General features: G+C 48.1%; 21 protein-coding genes. 4 read left to right on the top strand and 17 right to left on the bottom strand.

Features of this window, described 5'->3' with window-relative positions:
* Window positions 1-2: 2 nt before the first annotated feature.
* The 6 genes from ACQE26_RS08655 to ACQE26_RS08630 form a co-directional block, all read right to left on the bottom strand.
* On the bottom strand, window positions 3-929 hold the full coding sequence (locus ACQE26_RS08655; RefSeq protein WP_016938095.1) for an isochorismatase: 927 nt from the start codon (window positions 927-929) through the stop codon (window positions 3-5).
* Window positions 930-947: 18 nt separating this feature from the next.
* On the bottom strand, window positions 948-2,573 hold the full coding sequence (locus ACQE26_RS08650) for a (2,3-dihydroxybenzoyl)adenylate synthase (RefSeq protein ID WP_500471278.1): 1,626 nt from the start codon (window positions 2,571-2,573) through the stop codon (window positions 948-950).
* 18 nt (window positions 2,574-2,591) lie between these two features.
* Window positions 2,592-3,788, bottom strand: coding sequence for an isochorismate synthase DhbC (gene dhbC / locus ACQE26_RS08645; protein ID WP_438420513.1), 1,197 nt, complete (start codon window positions 3,786-3,788; stop codon window positions 2,592-2,594).
* 23 nt (window positions 3,789-3,811) lie between these two features.
* Window positions 3,812-4,597, bottom strand: a complete 786-nt coding sequence (locus ACQE26_RS08640; protein WP_500471276.1) for a 2,3-dihydro-2,3-dihydroxybenzoate dehydrogenase — start codon at window positions 4,595-4,597, stop codon at window positions 3,812-3,814.
* Window positions 4,598-4,731: 134 nt separating this feature from the next.
* Entirely contained in the window at window positions 4,732-5,601 is an 870-nt protein-coding gene (locus ACQE26_RS08635; RefSeq protein ID WP_500471275.1) for an alpha/beta hydrolase, read from the bottom strand.
* A gap of 169 nt (window positions 5,602-5,770) precedes the next feature.
* Entirely contained in the window at window positions 5,771-6,367 is a 597-nt protein-coding gene (locus tag ACQE26_RS08630; RefSeq protein ID WP_500471274.1) for a sulfite oxidase-like oxidoreductase, read from the bottom strand.
* Between the two features lie 99 nt (window positions 6,368-6,466).
* Here ACQE26_RS08630 and ACQE26_RS08625 point away from each other — a divergent pair, with 99 nt between their 5' ends.
* Window positions 6,467-7,060 (top strand): biotin transporter BioY, encoded by a 594-nt coding sequence (locus ACQE26_RS08625; RefSeq protein ID WP_438420516.1) that lies wholly within the window; start codon window positions 6,467-6,469, stop codon window positions 7,058-7,060.
* Between the two features lie 45 nt (window positions 7,061-7,105).
* On the opposite strand, the gene ACQE26_RS08620 is transcribed toward ACQE26_RS08625, so the two are convergent.
* The gene (locus ACQE26_RS08620; protein WP_500471273.1) at window positions 7,106-8,434 is read right to left on the bottom strand and encodes a Na+/H+ antiporter NhaC family protein; all 1,329 of its coding nucleotides are present in this window, start codon (window positions 8,432-8,434) and stop codon (window positions 7,106-7,108) included.
* Between the two features lie 132 nt (window positions 8,435-8,566).
* The gene (locus ACQE26_RS08615) at window positions 8,567-10,057 is read right to left on the bottom strand and encodes a leucyl aminopeptidase (protein ID WP_500471271.1); all 1,491 of its coding nucleotides are present in this window, start codon (window positions 10,055-10,057) and stop codon (window positions 8,567-8,569) included.
* Between the two features lie 149 nt (window positions 10,058-10,206).
* On the opposite strand from ACQE26_RS08615, the gene ACQE26_RS08610 reads away from it, so the two are divergent.
* On the top strand, window positions 10,207-10,683 hold the full coding sequence (locus tag ACQE26_RS08610; RefSeq protein WP_040238935.1) for a divergent PAP2 family protein: 477 nt from the start codon (window positions 10,207-10,209) through the stop codon (window positions 10,681-10,683).
* Between the two features lie 29 nt (window positions 10,684-10,712).
* Here the strand turns inward: ACQE26_RS08610 and spsC are convergent, their stop codons facing one another.
* From spsC to ACQE26_RS08590, 4 genes are all read right to left on the bottom strand, one after another.
* Window positions 10,713-11,354 carry a stationary phase survival protein SpsC gene (gene spsC, locus ACQE26_RS08605; protein ID WP_316101275.1) on the bottom strand — a complete coding sequence of 214 codons (642 nt, stop codon included), beginning with the start codon at window positions 11,352-11,354 and terminating at the stop codon, window positions 10,713-10,715.
* 100 nt (window positions 11,355-11,454) lie between these two features.
* Window positions 11,455-11,775, bottom strand: a complete 321-nt coding sequence (locus tag ACQE26_RS08600) for a YuiB family protein (RefSeq protein WP_029575317.1) — start codon at window positions 11,773-11,775, stop codon at window positions 11,455-11,457.
* 68 nt (window positions 11,776-11,843) lie between these two features.
* The gene (locus ACQE26_RS08595) at window positions 11,844-11,969 is read right to left on the bottom strand and encodes a YuiA family protein (protein ID WP_007408708.1); all 126 of its coding nucleotides are present in this window, start codon (window positions 11,967-11,969) and stop codon (window positions 11,844-11,846) included.
* A gap of 175 nt (window positions 11,970-12,144) precedes the next feature.
* Window positions 12,145-13,365: an NAD(P)/FAD-dependent oxidoreductase gene (locus ACQE26_RS08590; RefSeq protein WP_060964394.1), complete on the bottom strand. Its 1,221-nt coding sequence runs from the start codon at window positions 13,363-13,365 to the stop codon at window positions 12,145-12,147.
* Window positions 13,366-13,675: 310 nt separating this feature from the next.
* Between ACQE26_RS08590 and yumC the strand changes: the two genes are divergently transcribed.
* Window positions 13,676-14,671 (top strand): ferredoxin--NADP reductase 2, encoded by a 996-nt coding sequence (yumC, locus tag ACQE26_RS08585; protein WP_003151984.1) that lies wholly within the window; start codon window positions 13,676-13,678, stop codon window positions 14,669-14,671.
* A 40-nt stretch (window positions 14,672-14,711) separates the two neighbouring features.
* Here the strand turns inward: yumC and ACQE26_RS08580 are convergent, their stop codons facing one another.
* Window positions 14,712-14,855: a hypothetical protein gene (locus tag ACQE26_RS08580; protein ID WP_167388666.1), complete on the bottom strand. Its 144-nt coding sequence runs from the start codon at window positions 14,853-14,855 to the stop codon at window positions 14,712-14,714.
* A 217-nt stretch (window positions 14,856-15,072) separates the two neighbouring features.
* Between ACQE26_RS08580 and guaC the strand changes: the two genes are divergently transcribed.
* Entirely contained in the window at window positions 15,073-16,053 is a 981-nt protein-coding gene (gene guaC / locus ACQE26_RS08575) for a GMP reductase (RefSeq protein ID WP_060964393.1), read from the top strand.
* Between the two features lie 61 nt (window positions 16,054-16,114).
* Here the strand turns inward: guaC and ACQE26_RS08570 are convergent, their stop codons facing one another.
* The 4 genes from ACQE26_RS08570 to ACQE26_RS08555 are packed head-to-tail and all read right to left on the bottom strand — an operon-like array spanning window position 16,115 to window position 19,229.
* Entirely contained in the window at window positions 16,115-16,336 is a 222-nt protein-coding gene (locus tag ACQE26_RS08570) for a DUF5970 family protein (protein ID WP_045926054.1), read from the bottom strand.
* 16 nt (window positions 16,337-16,352) lie between these two features.
* Window positions 16,353-16,880, bottom strand: coding sequence for a stage II sporulation protein M (locus tag ACQE26_RS08565; protein WP_060964392.1), 528 nt, complete (start codon window positions 16,878-16,880; stop codon window positions 16,353-16,355).
* A complete protein-coding gene (locus ACQE26_RS08560; protein ID WP_438420521.1) occupies window positions 16,877-17,581 on the bottom strand; it encodes an ABC transporter ATP-binding protein in 705 nt (234 codons plus the stop codon). Before ACQE26_RS08560 ends, ACQE26_RS08565 begins: the two co-directional genes overlap by 4 nt.
* Window positions 17,574-19,229, bottom strand: coding sequence for a hypothetical protein (locus ACQE26_RS08555; RefSeq protein ID WP_500471270.1), 1,656 nt, complete (start codon window positions 19,227-19,229; stop codon window positions 17,574-17,576). The genes ACQE26_RS08560 and ACQE26_RS08555 overlap by 8 nt, the downstream gene beginning before the upstream one ends.
* Between the last annotated feature and the right edge of the window lie 12 nt (window positions 19,230-19,241).

The raw sequence follows: 19,241 nt of genomic DNA, 5'->3' as shown, positions 1-19,241 counted from the left end.
CCTTATAAATAATCTGCATTCGGCAAGACTTTTTGAGATCGGGAAGAAAGCAGTCTCCACCACTCTTCAAGCGTCGGATTCTCCGCCAGTTCCACAAACGTCACTTCAGCTCCGTCACGGCGCCATTGTTCGACAAGGCTCATGATTCTGACGGAGTCAAGCCCTCTGTCCAGCAGGTCTTCCTGATCCGGAATATCGGACGGGGATTCTTGAAGAATCGCCGCAATTTGCTCCCGGACCCGTTCTTTTGTCAATGCGGCGGGAGTCTTCTCTTTTCCGTCAGAAACCGGCGAGCCGCCCAGCACTTCCAGTACTTCGTTTGTCAGAGCCGTGTAAGCGCAGCGCTGGGACGCATATTCGATGGCCATCTTATGTTTTTCTGAAGAAAAGTCAGCTACGGCGTCTCCGATAAAGAAGCTTTGAATATCATCCATAAAAGCTTCACAGGCTGTGACAAGGCAGCCGATGTGTGCGTAAATTCCCGTAATAATGAGCTGATCTCTGCCCTTTTCACGCATGATATCAAGGAGATTCGTCCGTTTAAACGCGCTGTATCTCCACTTTGTGAGGACAATGTCCTGATCTTCGGGGGCAAGCTCCGGAATGACCTTTTCTTCATAAGGACCGCTTTTAAGTCCCGGCCCCCAAAAATCCGTCAGCAGGGCGCGGTCTGCCGGGTCTTGGCTGCCCGGCTGCGCGGTGTACACCACCGGAATGCCGAGCGCTTTGCATTGCTCTTTTATTTTCTTGATATTCTGAGCCGCCTCCGTGATCGGAGCCTTCCCTTTCTCAAAAGCATCGACGAAATAATTCTGCATGTCATGGATTAAAAGCACCGCGCGTTTCGGGTTCAGCGTCCACGATACTTTATTTTCAGGCATATCTGACGCTGTCGGCAGCGCATATGCGGGAATAGCCGGTATAGCCAATATAAACACTTCCTTTTTTTATGATTGTTTGATTTCAGCAGGCTTTACTTTTTGGGCGATCGTTTCGCGAAGGTCCTTTTTGCTGACCTTGCCGACGCCGGTTTTTGGGAAAGAAGCGATAAATTCAACCCGGTCGGGAATTTTATATGCCGCCAGCCCGCGCTCCCGTAAAAACGCTTTCAGCTCTCCCGGTTTCGGCGCTTCTCCTTTCGGAATGACGAACACACAGGACCGCTCTCCGAGAAAATCATCCGGCATTGAAACCATGGCCGCATCATGAACGGCAGGGTGAGCCAGAAGGTGATTTTCCACCTCTTCAGCGGCAATCTTTTCGCCGCCCCGGTTGATTTGATCTTTCGCGCGTCCTTCGACGACGATATAACCGTCCGCCGTCAGTTTGACGAGATCGCCGGTCTGATAAAAGCCGTCGTCTGTGAATGATCTTTTATTATGTTCAGGCGCTTTATAATATCCGCGAATCGTGTAAGGGCCGCGTGTAAACAAATGTCCGGTTTCGCCGGGAGCCACGTCCCGTCCGTCATCATCTAAAACCCGCACCTCATCAAATGGTGACATCGGTCTGCCTTGCGTATTGACAATGATCTCCTCGGGATCATCCAGTCTCGTATAATTCACCAATCCTTCCGCCATTCCGAAAACCTGCTGAAGAGTGCATCCGAAAGCGCTTTTCACACGGCGGGCCGCTTCCGCGCTGAATTTGGCGCCTCCAACCTGAAGCACTTGAAGGCTTGATAAATCATCACGTCGCGAAGCGGATGCTTCCATCCACACCATCGCAAGCGGCGGGACGAGCGCTGTAATCGTGACACGCTCTTTTTCAATTAACGGGAAGCAGTCATCCGGAGTCGGCGCAGGTGACAGAACAACCCGGCCCCCGGCATATAAAGTTCCCAGCACACCTGGCGAGCTGAGCGGATAGTTATGCGCTGTCGGCAGAGCGGCTAAATAAACGCTGTGATGATCCAAGCCGCATATTTCCGCACTGAGGCGCAGACTGTATATGTAATCATCGTGTGTCCTCGGAATCAGCTTGGACAGCCCCGTACTGCCTCCTGAAAGCTGTAAAAAGGCGACTTCCGCCGGGCTGACGTCTTCCAGCTGGACGGGCTCTCTATGCAGGCTGCTCAGTTCCTGAAATTCCTCAGCCTCGCCGGCCACAATGACATGCGCCAAAGCCGGAAGTTTGTCTTTCACCTGTCTGGCAAGCGTTCTGTAATCAAAGCCTGAATGCGAATCAGGAATGATGTATGCTTTCGCCTCTGCAAACTCGCAGAAATACGTAATCTCACTGCTTCTGTGAGAAGGCAGCGCGAAAACGGGCAGCGCTCCGAGCCGGAACAGCGCGAAAATCACTTCAAAAAACTCAGCGATATTCGGCAGCTGAACGACAACGCGGTCTTCCTTTTGAATTCCGAGCTTATGCAGCCCCGCCGCTAAACGATCTGCCCTTTCATCTAATTCTTTGTAGGTCCAATGTACATCTTTACACGTCACGGCAGTTCGATCTCCGTATAAAGCCGCGCGCTCTTTCAGCATCCCTCCGAACGTTTCACCCTTCCAGCAGCCGTCTTTGCGGTATTTGTCAGCCCATTCTTCCGGCCATGGCGTAAATCCAGTCAGCACGATCCGTTTCCTCCTTTTTTACATCTCATCTTGATAAAGCCCCATCGCCCGGAGCATGGTGCGGAATTTCGCCGATGTCTCGTCCAGTTCGTCCTGCGGCTTTGATCCGGCGACAATCCCGGCACCCGCAAAGAGCCGGAGAGACTTTGTTTCCGCTTCGGCGCAGCGGAGTGCGATAATCCATTCTCCGTCACCTTCAGCATCACACCAGCCTGCCATTCCCGTATAGAAATTGCGGTCAAACGGCTCAATATTTTGAATCGCTTCTCTCGCCGCATCCGTCGGCGTTCCGCATACAGCGGGTGTCGGATGAAGAGCGATGGCCAGCTCAAGCGATGTCGTTGACGGATCACTAAGCTCTCCCCTCACCTCGGTGGACAAGTGCCACATCGCCTCAGTTTTAATGAGTGACGGTTTTTCCGGCACATCAAGCACACGGCAGAACGGTTTAAGTGCGGCGGCAACTGCGGCAACGACTACGGCATGTTCATGCAGGTCTTTAGCTGATTGCAGGAGTTCCTCCGCTCTTCTCTGATCCTCAGCCGGATCTGTGCTTCGCGGTCTGGAACCTGCCAGCGGATTGGACAGAATCGATGTTCCGTTTTTCGACAGAAGCAGTTCAGGACTCGCGCCGAAAAGCGTTTTTCTTGTTTCTGACGTTCCCGTCACATCTGCAGCGAATGTATAGCCGCGCGGGTTGTGCTGCGCCAAATGCTTGACGGCCTGGGGAATGTCGATATCTCTTTCAGCGGTCAGATGCAGCGTCCTTGACAGTACAATTTTGCTGAGCGGACCGTCCGTAATGTTTAAAACGCCTTGTTCCACACCGCTCATAAAGCCCTCAGGGTCAGGAACGGGCCGGATATCATATGTATTCGCTTGGGGTTTTTCTGCGGAAGCTTCCGTAAACGAAAGCGGACCTGCCGTAAGGACGGCTTTCGGTACAAAAAGCCGCGAAGCCTTTCTGCCGTCAAACGGAATGGCGCCGGCCGCAATCGGATGTTTGATGCCGGCTTGCTTTGCCTCAAGAAGCGTCTGTCTCACACGTTCAGGCAGTGAGTCCAGCTGATTCTCCGCGTCTGTATCCGGCACTTTTGCAAACACACCTTCTGCAAGGAGCGTACTTTTCGGGGAAGCTAAAAAGAACGCCCCGGGCTTGTAAGCGTCCAGCACCTCTTTTGCAGACACTTCCGTCAATAAATGTTGATTTGTCATGATTGTCCCTCCTTCTCGTTACATCAAATGCCTAAAGTAGCGCCGCCATCCACGCATAAATCATGCATCGTGATATGGCTTGCCTGTTCAGAGGCCAAAAACAAAACAGCATTTGCAATATCAGAAGGCTTTGCCAGCTTTTGAAGCGGAATTCCCGTTTTATATGTATCAAGCGAACCTCTGATAACGTCCTGTGCTCCGTTTTCATCCCGCCACAGCGCACGCTGCATGTCGGTTTCCGTTGAACCGGGAGATACGATGTTGCAGCGGATATGATAGGCCGCAAGCTCCAGTCCGAGGCATTTCGTAAACATGACCGCAGCCGCTTTCGACGCCGCATAAGCCGCCATGGAAGCACGCGGAACTCCGGCTGCATTTGAACCGACCGTTACGATGGCGCCTTTTTTCCGCTCCATCATGTATCGGCTGACAGCCCGTGACACATGAAATACACCGGTCGTATTAACTGAAAATGTTTGATCCCACTCTTCATCACTGAGGGAATGCACCGGACCCGGCCGCAGCACGCCCGCAACGTTCGCCAATATTTCAATAGGACCCATGTCGTGTTCAACGGCGGCGATGATATCATTGACAGCCGCACTGTCTGATACATCTGCTGCGAAAGCCTGCGCCTGCACGCCTTTTTCCCGGAGTCTCTCAGTAAGCCCCCGAAGCAGGCCTTCGTTCTTATCTATAGCAGCCACATTTACGCCTTGTTCAGCAAGGGCGAGCGCTGTTGCTTCTCCGATGCCTTGAGCGGCGCCGGTGACAACCGCCGTTTTCCCTCTCATTCCCAATGCGTCCATATTATCATTCCCTTTCTATATTGATAATGATTATCATTATCAATTATGATTCAAGACAATCATATCCAAATCAAAACACTCCGTCAATTAGAAAATTAGAATCAGCCGTATTTAGTTCGAAGGGCCTGTTTTTCTCAGGCAGGAGAATACGGGGTATGCGGCCCTCCCGGATTCAGGCAGAAACGCAGGGCCCTGCTGATTAAAACGGGCAGGACAGAAATATGGCCCTCTCCTTCAAACTCGCGGTATTCTGCGCGGACTCCGCCACCTTCAAACTCAGATAGTACAGAATACAGCGCCTCTGCGTGCTGCGGAATTTTGCTTTTATGTGTCTTTTCAATTTCTCCCGCTGCCAGCAGTACGCTGACTTGAAGATTGTCCTCAGAGAGCCGGTCTGACAAACGCTCCGCTTCTTCCTGAATAAAACGTTTGTTCCAGTGAATTGACGGACTCCCGGCAACATAGGTCTGGAACATGTCCGGTCTCGTCAAAAGCACTTGCAGCACAAAAAGACCGCCCAGCGAATGGCCGAAAATCGTCTGCCTGTCTCTGTCGATCGGATAATCCCGCTCCACCGCGGGCTTTACTGCTTCTTCTACAAATGCCAGAAACGCTTCCGCTCCTCCCTGTTCGGGCCACGCCGCGCCGCGCGGATGCACCGGCAGTTCTGATTCAGAGAGCGGCATCGTAAAATCACTGTGGCGTTCGGCGGAAAACGGCTGATCAGTCGGGTAGCCGATTCCGACAATCACCGCCGGGACAACGCCTGTTTTTTCCGGCCGGCGGCTTTGCACCCGCAACGCTTCGGCCATTGTACCGAACACGGAATTCGCATCAAGCAGATAGATGACGGGAAAGCCGGATGGAGGCGGTTCTTCCTGAGGAAAAGAGACAAAGATACGATACGTACGGCCTCCTTTTGAACGCATTTCTCTTACTTCTGTACCCGGAATCGCGTATCGTCCGGCCTGCGCGAGACCCCGCTTTGTTTGTTTTCCGTCCATTATGAGTTCATCCCCTCTATGACATTCGCTCCGCTTATTGATAATGATTTTCAATATCAAAAGACACCTCAAATAATAGATTTTTTGCCAAACAAAGTCAATGGATTTTGGATATAAAAAAAGCACCTTATTTCAATAAGGTACCTAAGAACTATATGATGATATGTGTTTAATCCCATGTAAAGCGCTGATTTTTCCATGGATCTCCCCTCATATGGTAGCCGTTTTTCTCCCAAAAGCCGGGGTGGTTTTCCTTTGTGAACTGAATGCCGCGCAGCCATTTGGCGCTTTTCCAAAAATAAAGATGGGGGAAAACGCCTCTGAGCGGATAGCCGTGCTCGGGCGTTAACGGCTCGCCGTTATGCGCATATGCCAGCAGGGATGTCTCCCGCATAAAATCAGAAAGCGGCAGATTGGCTGTCCATCCCTCTTCAGCGTGCAATATGACGAAACCGGCTTCTTTGTGCACGCCCGCTTTCTCAGCGATGTCCTTCGCGCGTATGCCCTGCCAGACGTTATCAAGACGGGACCAGCCCGTGACGCAATGAATATCATTTTTCAATTCGGCTTTCGGAAAGGCTTTAATATCGTCAAAGCTTAACAGCATAGGACGGTCGACAAGCCCGTACACCTGCAGGTTCCATTTTGACATATCTTCATAATAAGGAACATTTCCGGCGTGAAGCACGGGAAACTTCGTTGTGACATTTTGGTTTGGCGGAATCCGATCCGACTGTCCTGTTTGTTTCGTTTTCCCGAAAAACATATGGCTCCCTCCATTTAGTAAACCTATATAAAATTCGTGTTGACAATTAATTATCCTTCGATTACGCTAATCTGGTACAAGTGTAAGGGGGAAAAACAAATGAAACAACGCAACCTTCGCGCGGGCGATATGGCGCTTATCGGCATGTTTGCCGCACTGATGGCCATCGGCGCCAACATTACATCAATGGCTCCCTTTTTGCAAGTTGCGGGAATTCCGCTCTCGCTGCAGCCTTTCTTTTGTCTGTTAGCCGCGATGCTTCTCGGCGCAAGACGGGCCGCCATTGCAATGACGGTATACGCATTGGCCGGACTCGCGGGAGCTCCCATCTTCGCCCAATTCTCAGCAGGCTTTGCGCCGTTTATCGGAAAGAGCGGGGGGTTTATTCTCGCATACATCCCGGCGGCATTTGCAGCCGGCTGGCTGCTGGAAAAGACAAAAGAACCCGGCCGTCTGCATTATGCATGGGCCTCTTTGATCGGTACCGCGGTCATTTATATCATTGGCACGACCTATACGTATATTGCGCTGAAATTATGGCTTCATGCTCCGATCAGCTACGGAATGGCCTGGTTTTATATGATTTGGTTTTTCATAAAAGATATCATTTTAGCATTGTTATTGGCATCTGTCGCGCCTGCCGTTTACAGGTCCATTCATAAAGCGACGGGCTTCAATCGAAATCCGGCGTAAGTTTTTTCGGCATACAAAAAGGCTCCCCTTTCCGGGAGCCTTTTTTCACAGGACAACTGCGGCAATCCAGCCGAATATTACAAGCGGAATGTTATAGAAAATAAATGTCGGGACGCACGTATCCCAAATGTGGTGGTGCTGTCCGTCAGCGCTGAGGCCTGACGTCGGCCCGAGCGTACTGTCACTTGCAGGAGAACCCGCATCACCGACCGCGGCGGCCGCTCCGATGACGGCGATCGTCGCCATCGGGCTGAATCCGAGCTGAGCGCACAGCGGAACAAATATAGTCGTAATGACCGGGACGGTTGCAAATGACGATCCGATTCCCATCGTGATTAATAAACCGACGATCAGCATCAGGAGCGCGCCTAACGATTGGCTGTGGCCGATAAAGCCTGTTGACGCTTTGACCAAGGAAGCCACATCGCCCGTTTTGTTCAATACATTTGAAAAACCGGCCGCAACAAGCATGACAAACCCGATAAAGGCCATCAGAATCATGCCGTCTGTGATCAGCTTATCCGCTTCATTGCGCTTCATGACTCCGCTGATAAACAGCGTAAACAAGCCGGCGAGCGCGCCCATGATCATGCCTTCCACTCCGAGCACTTGTGACAGGTAGAGCTGAACGGCAAGCGACACGGCAATGGAGAACAGGGCGATGGCAATGCTTTTCTTCGTATAAGGAGAAGACGATAATCCGGCAATCTCCTTCGTCTCATATTTCTTCGGTTTCCGATAGACAATGACGGATAAAATTAAACCGACTACCATCCCCGCCGTCGGGATGATTAAAGCATACGGGATATCACTGAGCGGCACCTTTAAACCGGCTGACGCCATATTATCTCTCAGCATTCCCTGGAAAATCTGTCCGAAACCGATCGGCAGAACGATGTACGGCGCAGTCAGTCCGAATGTCATCACACACGCGACCAGCCTGCGGTCCATTTCAAGTTCGTTAAATATTTTTAAAAGCGGCGGAATTAATACCGGAATAAACGCAATATGAACGGGCACCACGTTTTGCGAGAAACAGGATATGATTAAAATAATCAGTACGATTAACACTTTAGACAGTGCTTTTTTCCGCGAATCTTCCTTTTTACCGATTAGTTTGACAGACGCTTCGACCATTGCATCGGGAAGCCCCGTCTTTGTCAGCGCCGCGGCAAATGCTCCGAGCAGCGCGTAGCTGACCGCGACGGTGGCATTTCCGCCGAGACCGTCCGTAAAAGCCTTCACCGTCTCTCCGAGGCCTAAGCCGCCTGTCAGTCCGCCGGCAAGCGCTCCGATCATTAAAGCTATAATAATATTGACACGCAGCAGGCTTAAGACGAGCATAAGCAATACTGCGACAACAACAGCATTCATTGATGAGTCCCTCCAAAAATCCTTTAGTTTGCTAATGTAGTAGATAATTAAAGTTAACACACATCCCGCGCTTTAGTCAACTAAAGATTTTGGAAATCAAAAAAACCCGCTGCATCAAGGCAGCGGGTGCTGTTATCTTTCAGGCGTAAACCGCTCAGTCAAAACGGCCAGCGTCCTTGCCATGACGCCTGTTGCGCCGGCAGGGCCGAAGCATGTCGCTTTATTCGCCGTCGCGGTTCCCGCAATGTCGAGATGAACCCACGGGGTGTTTTCCGCGAATTCACCAATGAATGCGCCCGCCATAATCGCGTGGCCTTCTCTTCCCGGAGAATTGTTCAAATCAGCCATCTGACTGTTTCTCACGCGTTTTTTATCCTTTTCTGTAATCGGAAGCTGCCAGATCGGCTCTCCGGATTCCTTCGCCGATTCTGCCACCTGCTTATAAAACCCGGCGTGATTGGTCATGGCGCCCGTCATTTCGTTTCCTAAGGCGACAATGACACCGCCCGTTAACGTTGCGACGTCTACGAGGACAGAGGCTCCGTGCTGCTTGGCATATGTGATGCCGTCGGCAAGCACGAGGCGGCCTTCCGCATCGGTATTCAGAATCTCAATGGTTTTTCCGCTGAGCGAGACGATGACGTCATCCGGCTTCATCGCATCAGACGAGATCATGTTGTCCGTAGACGGAATAACGGTGAGCACATTTTGTTCAGGCCGCAGTTCGCCGATAATTTCCATTGCGCCCAATACCGAAGCCGCCCCTCCCATATCGCTTTTCATGCCGACGATGCCGGTTTTCGGCTTAATTGAATATCCGCCGGTATCAAAGGTAATTCCTTTTCCGACCAGGCCGATGACATCTTCCCAATGATCTTTGCCCTGATACTTCAGAACGATCATTTTCGGCGGTTCGGATGAGCCTTTGTTAACGGCTAGCAGCCCGCCCATTCCGAGCTCTTCCATTTCTTCTTTTTCTAAAATTTCACACTCAAAATCATATTTTGCCGCAAGCTCAGCGGCATATGACGCCAAATCGGTGGCCGTCAGCATATTTCCCGGCATGTTCACTAGCGTGCGGGCTGAATTCGTCCCTTGGCCGTATGCTGCGCCGACGTTCAGGCCGGCCTGCACTTCCCTCAAGTCTTCTTCGGTTACGGCGCAGACGGAAGTCAGTTCCTGATCCGGCTCATTCGATTTATGTTTATAATCCTGCACCTCATAAACCGCAAGCAGACAGCTTTCCGAAAGCGCATGAGCGGCATCGGCGGCAGGCACTTCACCGGAGACGAACGTATCAAGCAGAACGGATACTTCTTGTTTTTTATCTTGGTGAATCTGCTGAAACACGCGTGCGAAGCATTCTTTCGCATCTTCAAACGAATAATCCGCTTCCCTTCCCAAGCCGATAAAGTAAATACGTTTCATACCCGTCGCAGCCGGAGGGTATACTTTTGATACACGATTGCGTTTGGCAGACACATCACCGTCCTTTAACAGCTGTGTCAAATGTCCGTCCAGTTTATCATCTAATTCCTTCGTAAATCCGCTCAGCGTGCTTTTTTGAAAAAGACCGATGACAAGGGTTTCGGGATGCCGCAATTGATCAGATGCATAAAACATGAGTACACACTCCTTATGTGGGTATTTGTTATGTAAAGTGGTATAATGAAAAAACATTTTTCCATTGATTTTATTTTACCAAACTAAGGGCGTTTTCTGCAGTTTTTCGATATGATCGGACTTTCGCAGATACAGAAAGGATGTCGCATATGGATGTATTTATGAATTTTCCTTTACTGGCGAGTTTTGCTGCCATTATTTTTGCCCAAGTTGTAAAAGTGCCTATTCAATTTATCGTATCCAAAAAACTTGACTGGTCTCTTGTGACGAGCACCGGCGGCATGCCGAGCTCCCATTCCGCCGCCGTCACCGCGCTGTCAACCGGAGTCGCTTTGGAACAGGGACTGGACTCGCCTCTGTTTGCAGTCGCCGCGATTTTCGCCGTCATTACGATGTTTGACGCTACCGGTGTCAGGCGGCATGCGGGTGAACAGGCGACGGTCATTAATAAACTGGTCATCGACTTTAATCGGTTTGTCAGCGAAGCGAAAGACTTTCAGAAAGCGGAAGAGAAAGAAAAACAGAAGAAACTGAAAGAACTGCTCGGCCATCAGCCGATCGAAGTGTTCTTCGGCGGCGTCACCGGCATTGTACTGACACTGATCTTAGATTATTTCTTTATGTAAAAAACGCTTCAGCGGATGCTGAAGCGTTTTTATTCTTTTACCGTTTTGTATTGATTTCTGAAGACTTGAAGTGACTTTGTTTCGTTCAGCTTTACAAGTTCGTCCTCGGTCACTTTGCCGTTCCCTTTTTTGACAATGTAGACATCAAGTGTTTTTTTGCCCCAGTTGTTATAGACGTCCTTTACGGTGTCAAAGTAGAGATCCAGGCGGCTGCCTTTAATTTTCGAGCCGGTATCGGCGACAACCCCGTATCCGTAATTCGGTATAAACAGAATCGTCCCGATCGGGAAAACAGACGGATCGGCCGCCACAGTTGAATATAAATCGCGTTTGACCTTCACGCCTGAATATGTAATTCCATACTGCGGATGGCCCGGAGATTTCCCCGTAGATTCCGCTCCTGCGGTATAACCGGTGGCCGTCACCTTTTTTGACGGATAGCGTTCCCAGTCAAAAGCTTCTTCCAGCGGTTTTACCTTGCCTGATGCCTTCTTTTCCGGCTGATTCTGTAAGGACTGAAACGGAGTGCCGATGTTTTTCAAAACAGCGCCGCGATGTTCCGTCATCCAATTTGTCAGATCCTTTGCTTCAACACCCGTTATGGAAAAGTATGTCGCATGGCATGCGCCCAAAAAAAGCGCGATCATGAATACGCGTCTGATTATCGTCAATCTGAAATCACTCTCCTCCGAGTCAGTGTTCCCAACCCGGTGAGGTGCTATACAAAAAGCGCCGAGGCACAAAAAAAGCTTTCTCGAATAAAAAAGCGGCTTAAAACATTTGATATCCTCTTTTTCTCAGCGCCTTTATGGCAATGCCTGACATGATCGCTCCCGCCAGTCCGCCTGCCAAAATCACGACATCCGCAGCCGCTAATGACATGATCCGCTGAAACAGGCTTTGAAATGATTCCCCCGGTGCCTGCACGTAACTGATCATCTTTTTATTGCTGATAATGAAAAGGCATACAATCGGATAGACAACAGCCATAATCCACGACATTCTCAGCAGCATGTTCAACAGAAAGCCAATGCCGAAAAACAGTACGAAAAATAGTACGATTGAGATCAGGACCACCGGCAAACTAATCACAAACATCCACCCCCTACAGCACTTTCAGTGTACCTCGGGGGCGGTAAAAAAGTCAACGTCTGGAAAATTCAGCGTCTCTCTTTGCCGCTTCCCTGGCAGGAGGGACATGTTTCGGAGCCGCCAAGAAGCAATTGAAAATATCCTTTACCTGAGCAGAACGGACACGCCGCCGTGCTTTTTGCTGTCGTTTTCATGCGGATCACTCCTTTTTCTTAATTTTCTGATAATATATCATATTTATTTGTCAAGCACCAAGTCAGAATATGTAACAAATCATTTCATGTAAGCGGAAACATTCATTTTTTTCTCTTACATGCTTTATATAACGCTCTTTTTTGAAAGAAGAAAAAACCCGCGCCTGCGGGTTTTTCAGAAGAATTTAAACTTCCCTTTTTTCAGTGTCAGGCCGAGTCCCCCGATCATAAATAACGAGCGGTTGTCAATGACCTTTTTCATAAAGGACGCCGGCGTGCCTTTGAGCTTCCTGCCGTATACGACACCGACCGCGTTATGCTCACCGAGGGAGGCGACGGTTCCTTTAATGTCCGGCTTGAACTCTTCAAGCTGGCCTCCTTTAATCAGACGGCCCAGGTTTTTGGCCGCTGTTTCTCCTTGCTGCATCGCGATCTGAGCAGTCGGCGGGTACGGCCGTTCCGTCTCTTCATTAATAAAGAGCGAGCTGTCGCCGAGAATAAAGACGTTATCATGGCCGGGCGCCCGAAGATCGGGATTGACTTTGACGCGGCCGCGCATATTTTCAAAGCCCGCTTCCTCCACGATCGGATGTCCGCGTACGCCTGCGGCCCAGACAACGGTCTGCGATTTGATTTCTTCCGGCTCTTCATCCTTCTTGCCGACTGTGACACCGTCCGCGCGGCATTCTTGAACCGCGGTGCCGATTTTAAACTCAACACCCTTGCTCTCAAGGTATTGAACGGCGTAATCGACAAGCTCCGGGTCAAATCCCGGCAGAACCGTCGGAGCGGCTTCGACGCAGACGATCCGGACGAGACTTTCATCTATATCATAATTTCTGCATAACTCCGGCTTGCGGTTCGCAAGTTCACCGAGAAATTCAATTCCCGTAAAGCCCGCTCCGCCGACGACGATGGTTAAGCGGTCGGGGCGTTTTTCGGCCTCCGTATTGTATGTCGCAAATTGGAGCTCAATATGATCTTTCAGCTGACGTGACGTATTAATATTCGCGATCGGAAAGGCGAACTCTTTTAATCCTTTAATCCCGAATGTTTCAGGGACGGCGCCAAGCCCGATAACGAGATAATCATAAGGGATGTCCCCTTGTGAAAGCGTCACCTTTTTATTTTGCACATCTATTGCTTTTACGGTATCCTGCACAAATTTGACCCGTGATTCATTAATTACATCTTTCACTTGATATCTGCAGCGGTCATGGTGCAGCGTTCCTGCGCTCGCTTCATGCATCCATGTCGTTTCATAATGATAATTGTGTTTATTGACCAAAGTGATTTCGGCGTCATTTGCCCCGATATGCTTCGGAAGCCTTGTTACTGTCATTAATCCACCATAACCTGCACCTAAAACCACGATTTTGGGTTTATTCAATGCCATCACATCCACCTTCTTTTTTTTGCTGTTAGACGCATAATCAAATCAACATTTGTATTAGCTTCAGCTTATTGGCGGGATTTTATGAAATGAATTATAAATTTTTTAGAAAACCGCACATGTCTGCATATCACCATACTATCCGGAAGCATCGGAAAACATTCAGGAAAAAACAGATTGGAATTTGTCCCCATATTAGCGGCAGGCGCAATTTTTTTCAAGAATGAAGCGGCCGGGCGGTTTTCGGCACTCGTCATCCTTTCAAATTCTATGTTATAATTAATAACAATTTTCAATTAGGAGGCAATTTGGTATGCAAGAGGATTCAAAGGTTTATGATATTACGGTCATCGGCGGCGGCCCGGTCGGCCTGTTTACCGCTTTTTACGGGGGAATGAGACAGGCGAGCGTCAAAATCATTGAGAGCCTGCCTCAGCTTGGCGGCCAGCTCAGCGCGCTGTACCCTGAAAAATATATTTATGATGTAGCCGGATTCCCGAAAATCCGCGCCCAAGAACTTGTGAACAACTTAAAAGAGCAAATGGCAAAGTTCGATCAGACCATCTGCTTAGAGCAGGCCGTTGAATCTGTTGAAAAACAGGCTGACGGTGTGTTTAAGCTTGTCACGAATTCAGAAACGCATTATTCAAAAACAGTCATTATCACCGCAGGAAACGGCGCGTTTAAGCCGAGAAAGCTTGAGCTGGAATCAGCGGAACAATATGAAGGCAAAAACCTGCACTACTTCATTGACGACCTCAATCAATTCGCAGGCAGACGCGTTGCCGTTCTGGGCGGCGGCGATTCCGCCGTTGACTGGGCGCTTATGCTTGAGCCGATCGCCAAAGAAGTCAGCATCATCCACCGCCGTGATAAATTCCGCGCGCATGAGCACAGTGTCGAAAACCTGCACAATTCTAAAGTCAACGTGCTGACACCGTTTGTTCCGGCTGAACTTGTCGGTGAAGACCGGATCGAACAGCTCGTTCTTGAAGAAGTGAAAGGCGACCGCAAAGAAATCATTGAGATTGATGACCTGATCGTAAACTACGGCTTTGTTTCTTCTCTCGGCCCGATTAAAAACTGGGGCCTTGACATCGAGAAAAATTCCATCGTCGTCAAAAGCACGATGGAAACGAATATTGAAGGCTTCTTTGCCGCCGGAGATATCTGCACATATGAAGGCAAAGTCAAGCTGATCGCGAGCGGTTTCGGCGAAGCTCCGACAGCCGTGAACAACGCGAAGGCTTACATGGACCCGAAAGCGCGCGTCCAGCCTCTGCATTCTACAAGCATGTTTGAAAAATAATATAAAAAAGAGTCTGTGTCATACCGGCACAGACTCTTTTTTATTTAAACATCCACATATAATTCATGACGGTTCCGACAACGAGCGCAATGACAAGCGCCGACACGACCCAAATCGTGCCTAAAATAATCCGGTCCTGAATTTTCTGGGCTTTCGGGCTGTGCCCGGGCTGTTTTTGTTCCACACCGGCCCCTCCCTTCTTCTGCAACCAATCTATTGTAACAAATGTCTTACAAGAACCAATACTACTATGATAACCAAACTGCAATTGGATGACAAGCTGACCGCATATGAGGCAGCGTGAAATCATTTGACATTCCTGACAAAACAAAGTACATTATAAAAAGACGAACATTTTAATTTAATTATAATTTTATCATTCGCTTTTAGGGGTGTTATTTATGGAAAATGTATTTGATTACGAAGATATTCAGCTGATTCCTGCAAAATGCGTTGTAAACAGCCGATCTGAATGTGATACATCAGTTACATTGGGCGGACACACATTTAAACTTCCGGTCGTACCGGCCAACATGCAGACGATTATAGATGAAAACATCGCAGCCTGGCTCGCGGAAAACGGTTATTTTTATATCATGCACCGCTTCGAGCCAGAAAAACGCCTGGCCTTTGTCCGGGATATGAAAGCACGCGGACTGATTTCCTCGATCAGCGTCGGCGTGAAAGACAACGATTATGAATTCATCCGCGAGCTGAAAGCACAGGAGCTTGTACCGGATTATATTACCATTGATATCGCGCACGGCCATTCCAATGCCGTGATCAGCATGATCCAATTTATTAAAGAACATGTGCCGAAAAGCTTTGTCATTGCAGGGAATGTCGGGACGCCTGAAGCTGTACGGGAACTGGAACGCGCGGGTGCTGACGCGACAAAAGTGGGTATCGGACCCGGGAAAGTATGCATCACAAAAATTAAAACCGGCTTCGGAACCGGCGGATGGCAATTAGCCGCGCTTCGCTGGTGTGCAAAAGCGGCAAGCAAACCGATCATTGCTGACGGCGGCATCCGCACGCACGGCGATATTGCGAAGTCCATCCGTTTCGGCGCGTCTATGGTCATGATCGGATCATTATTCGCCGGCCACGAAGAATCACCGGGGCAAACGATCGAAATCGACGGCAAGCTGTACAAAGAATATTTCGGCTCCGCTTCCGAATTTCAAAAAGGCGAAAAGAAAAACGTCGAGGGCAAAAAAATGCATGTCGAGCATAAAGGATCTCTGCAGGATACGCTGATTGAAATGGAGCAGGATCTGCAATCTTCCATTTCTTACGCCGGCGGCAATAAACTCGAAGCCATCCGCAATGTCGACTACGTGATCGTAAAAAACTCAATTTTCAACGGCGACAGATTTTAACCCACAGCAGAGCCGCTCGAAAATAAAAAAAATGACATTCAACTTGAATGTCATTTTTTTATTAAATACCAAAATAAAGAGCCGCACTGGCCAACAGATTAATTACAAAAATAAACAAAAAGATGTAACGGATGAATTTGTTTTGCACCGGGGCAAATAAAAAGAGATACAGCCCCGCTGCCCCAAAAGTAAGAACAGGAAACAGCCACTCAAAGGATAAAGAAATGATATAACCGATAATCATAACAATCGGCACACCGATTAATGATAATTTACTTCTCATATGATTTCTGCCCCTTTTACTTAAAAATTGGTGTGATATAAGTTTCAATGATGGCGGCGGCGATCAGCAGACAAATAATAAACAGCACCAATATTCCGATATGCCTGAACATTGAGGCTATTATCCTTCTTTCTTTAGAAAAACACAGCCTAGTGACCAATTCAACGCCCTTAAAACCAATGGCGCCACTTAATAATAACGCAGGAACTTCAAATATACCATGAGGAATTAGCAGTAAAATAATCTGATATAAAGGGATCCCGCCCTGCAGATTTTCGATAATAGAGCCGCTTAAAATAAATCCGTTGGTGAATAAATAAAAGATTGAGGTCAACCCAAAAGTAAAAAAACCTGCCGCTAAAAACAGACAAGCGATCGCATTATTCTTTAACAATTCAACTGCGCCTGACGAGCCATTATAAGACGCTGATGATACAAAGTGATCGGTAAAAACCGCAGCGATTGCACCGCCTGAAAAAAACAGCAATGACGCGGTTAACGGAATGGCGGACGTTCTGATTGCCGGCAAAATGCGGTTCATCATGTATAGATACGCTCAGCCATTTCTTCGATTTCTTCTAATGAATGCTCGGATGACTGATACTCCGCCGCAAAAACGCCGTCATGGATAATACCGATCGTATCGCACAACGAATGCGCCAGTTCCAGCAGGTGAGTCGATAACAGGACCGTATTTCCCTGTTTGACGTACTCCTTCAATAACGTCCGTATCGTTTTGCCGCTGATTAAATCAATGCCCGTCAGCGGCTCATCAAGGATTAAGATCTTAGGCTGATGAATGAGCGCGGCAGCGATTGATAATTTTTGTTTCATTCCGTGTGAATAGGTTTTAATCAGCTGATTTCCGTCTTGTGAAAGCTTCAGCGTCTCTAACATATTCTTTATATAATCATTTGTCCGCTGAGACGGCACTTGAAACATCTCCGCTGTAAAACGCAAGTATTCGACTCCCGTTAAATAATCATATAAAAAGGCATGGTCGGGCACAAAACCGATATCAGCCGATATTTGCCCTCCCTCTTCTGAATCTATTTCTTTGCCGTCAATCTCGACGCAGCCTGACGTCGGTTTAAGCAGGCCCGAAATGATTTTCAAAGTCGTTGTTTTCCCGACTCCATTGGTCCCGAGCAAAGCATAGATTGAGCCTTTTTTCACCTCAAAAGAAATATCCTTTAACACCTGTTTTTCACTATAGTTTTTTTGTATATTCACTAATTTAATCATTGTTCGCAAACCTTTCCGCCATATTAATTCTGCGAAGAAACAGAAACATGACTCCATAGTTTAATAGTGTGAACAGGACAAATATACCTGATGCAGAATGAATAAGCAGCGTTTCAAGTTCCGGCTTTTTATAAATAAAATATGACGTGATCGCAGCAATTTGAAGCGACACAATGAAAATCAAAGAGCCGTATAAGTTGTTGTACGTCTTTGCTTTCCCGGCTTCTCCGATTTCGTACAGATGCTCCCAGTTTTTTTTAGGATACAAGGCGGTGCTTGAAATCTGGACAAGACTGTATAAAAAACCCGAACATAAAAATACAATAAACAGGTAGACCGTCAGCGCAGCGGAGGACGGAAAAAACACCGTAATCAAAATGGTCATGATGAATGAATAGATAAGAGCCGCAAGATTATAAATACATACTTTCGGAAACACGAGCTGCCACGCATGTTTGATATTCCGGTGAAACAGATGCTGATTTTTTATTTCTCCGTCAATGGATAATACGGTTTTGAGCGCGTCCCCGACGAGCTGGTACGAAAAGTTCGCAATGATAACCGCGGCGGATACGATGGCGGCTGCCGAATACCCGGTAAAATGATGAGAAAGCAGCGGAACACAAAAACCTAAAAACAGCATAAACAAATAAAGCATACTGCCGAAATTCCTGATAAAAAACCCGTCAATTCTCATTAAAAACAGAAGGTCCTTTTGAAAAACGGCATGAAATATTTTGTTATTCCTATATAATTTAAGCTTTGGTGCAAAAGCCGCGTTTGTCAAAAACATATAAGGAATAAGATCCATTTTCTTCAGGGTAGCCGCCCACAGCTTAAACAGTCCAGCCGTAAAAAGGACGGCGGCTGCAAATACTGCTGCGAAAACGAGCACTGAATCTGAGCGGAATACCAGCCATACATACGGTGTATTCATGAGGATGTTCCGGAAAGCCGGCGACTCCGTAAATCCGGAAATGTCCTTTACCGTATACTCCCCAAACACGAGAAGATAAACGGCATACCCCACTGCCAGCGGAACCAGCAAGCTGACGCTGAATAAAATACCCTTCAAGATTTTCAAATAAAACAATCTGCTCCACATATTCGTAAGAAGATAAACAACGTAAGAAAACAGCATAGATAAAAATAAATTGAGAAGAAAATAAACGAAGCCCAGGAAAAATACGATGACCGCTGCAGATCCAGTCATGCCTGCGCCGGTTAAAAACAAAAAGACCGGAAAAACAAAAAGATACCATACGAAAATGGTTTTTTTGATCGCCTGGCCGGTAAAAGCTGAAAACAGCTGTAAAAAACGAACCTTTTTTAATTGATGAATGACCTTGCGCGTATCCAGCAGAAAAGCATTTTGATGTTCTTTAAAGAAGCCGGCAGCCCAAAAAAGCTGCTCCAATGAAACGGCGATTAAAACAAATTGCCCCCACGCGCTGACAGGAAGCTGAATCAGTTTTGTCCCGAATACAACGCCGCATCCCAGTAAAATAAGATAAACACATAACAGAGAAATGATAATGGCAGACAGCAGTTTGCCGTTGAGTTGAGGAATTCCCCAATCTTCCTTTCTTTTGCGAAACGACGACAGAGTATTATATTTGATAAGAGCTGTAATTTGTCTGACTATCATACTTTCAATCCT

Source organism: Bacillus sp. 5RYD7K (genome assembly GCF_059831465.1).
The sequence above is the reverse complement of the archived record's forward strand: the minus strand, read 5'-3'. Positions and strand labels throughout refer to the sequence as shown.

Excerpts from the sequence above, each read along its gene's own strand:
- ACQE26_RS08555 (WP_500471270.1), bottom strand. The coding sequence starts at position 19,229 with ATGATAGTCAGACAAATTACAGCTCTTATCAAATATAATACTCTGTCG.
- ACQE26_RS08565 (WP_060964392.1), bottom strand. The coding sequence starts at position 16,880 with ATGATGAACCGCATTTTGCCGGCAATCAGAACGTCCGCCATTCCGTTA.
- ACQE26_RS08570 (WP_045926054.1), bottom strand. The coding sequence starts at position 16,336 with ATGAGAAGTAAATTATCATTAATCGGTGTGCCGATTGTTATGATTATC.
- ACQE26_RS08630 (WP_500471274.1), bottom strand. The coding sequence starts at position 6,367 with ATGTTTTTCGGGAAAACGAAACAAACAGGACAGTCGGATCGGATTCCG.
- guaC (WP_060964393.1), top strand. The coding sequence starts at position 15,073 with ATGGAAAATGTATTTGATTACGAAGATATTCAGCTGATTCCTGCAAAA.
- ACQE26_RS08595 (WP_007408708.1), bottom strand. The coding sequence starts at position 11,969 with ATGAAAACGACAGCAAAAAGCACGGCGGCGTGTCCGTTCTGCTCAGGT.
- ACQE26_RS08625 (WP_438420516.1), top strand. The coding sequence starts at position 6,467 with ATGAAACAACGCAACCTTCGCGCGGGCGATATGGCGCTTATCGGCATG.
- dhbC (WP_438420513.1), bottom strand. The coding sequence starts at position 3,788 with ATGACAAATCAACATTTATTGACGGAAGTGTCTGCAAAAGAGGTGCTG.
- ACQE26_RS08560 (WP_438420521.1), bottom strand. The coding sequence starts at position 17,581 with ATGATTAAATTAGTGAATATACAAAAAAACTATAGTGAAAAACAGGTG.
- yumC (WP_003151984.1), top strand. The coding sequence starts at position 13,676 with ATGCAAGAGGATTCAAAGGTTTATGATATTACGGTCATCGGCGGCGGC.
- ACQE26_RS08590 (WP_060964394.1), bottom strand. The coding sequence starts at position 13,365 with ATGGCATTGAATAAACCCAAAATCGTGGTTTTAGGTGCAGGTTATGGT.
- ACQE26_RS08640 (WP_500471276.1), bottom strand. The coding sequence starts at position 4,597 with ATGGACGCATTGGGAATGAGAGGGAAAACGGCGGTTGTCACCGGCGCC.
- ACQE26_RS08615 (WP_500471271.1), bottom strand. The coding sequence starts at position 10,057 with ATGTTTTATGCATCTGATCAATTGCGGCATCCCGAAACCCTTGTCATC.
- ACQE26_RS08610 (WP_040238935.1), top strand. The coding sequence starts at position 10,207 with ATGGATGTATTTATGAATTTTCCTTTACTGGCGAGTTTTGCTGCCATT.
- ACQE26_RS08635 (WP_500471275.1), bottom strand. The coding sequence starts at position 5,601 with ATGGACGGAAAACAAACAAAGCGGGGTCTCGCGCAGGCCGGACGATAC.
- ACQE26_RS08620 (WP_500471273.1), bottom strand. The coding sequence starts at position 8,434 with ATGAATGCTGTTGTTGTCGCAGTATTGCTTATGCTCGTCTTAAGCCTG.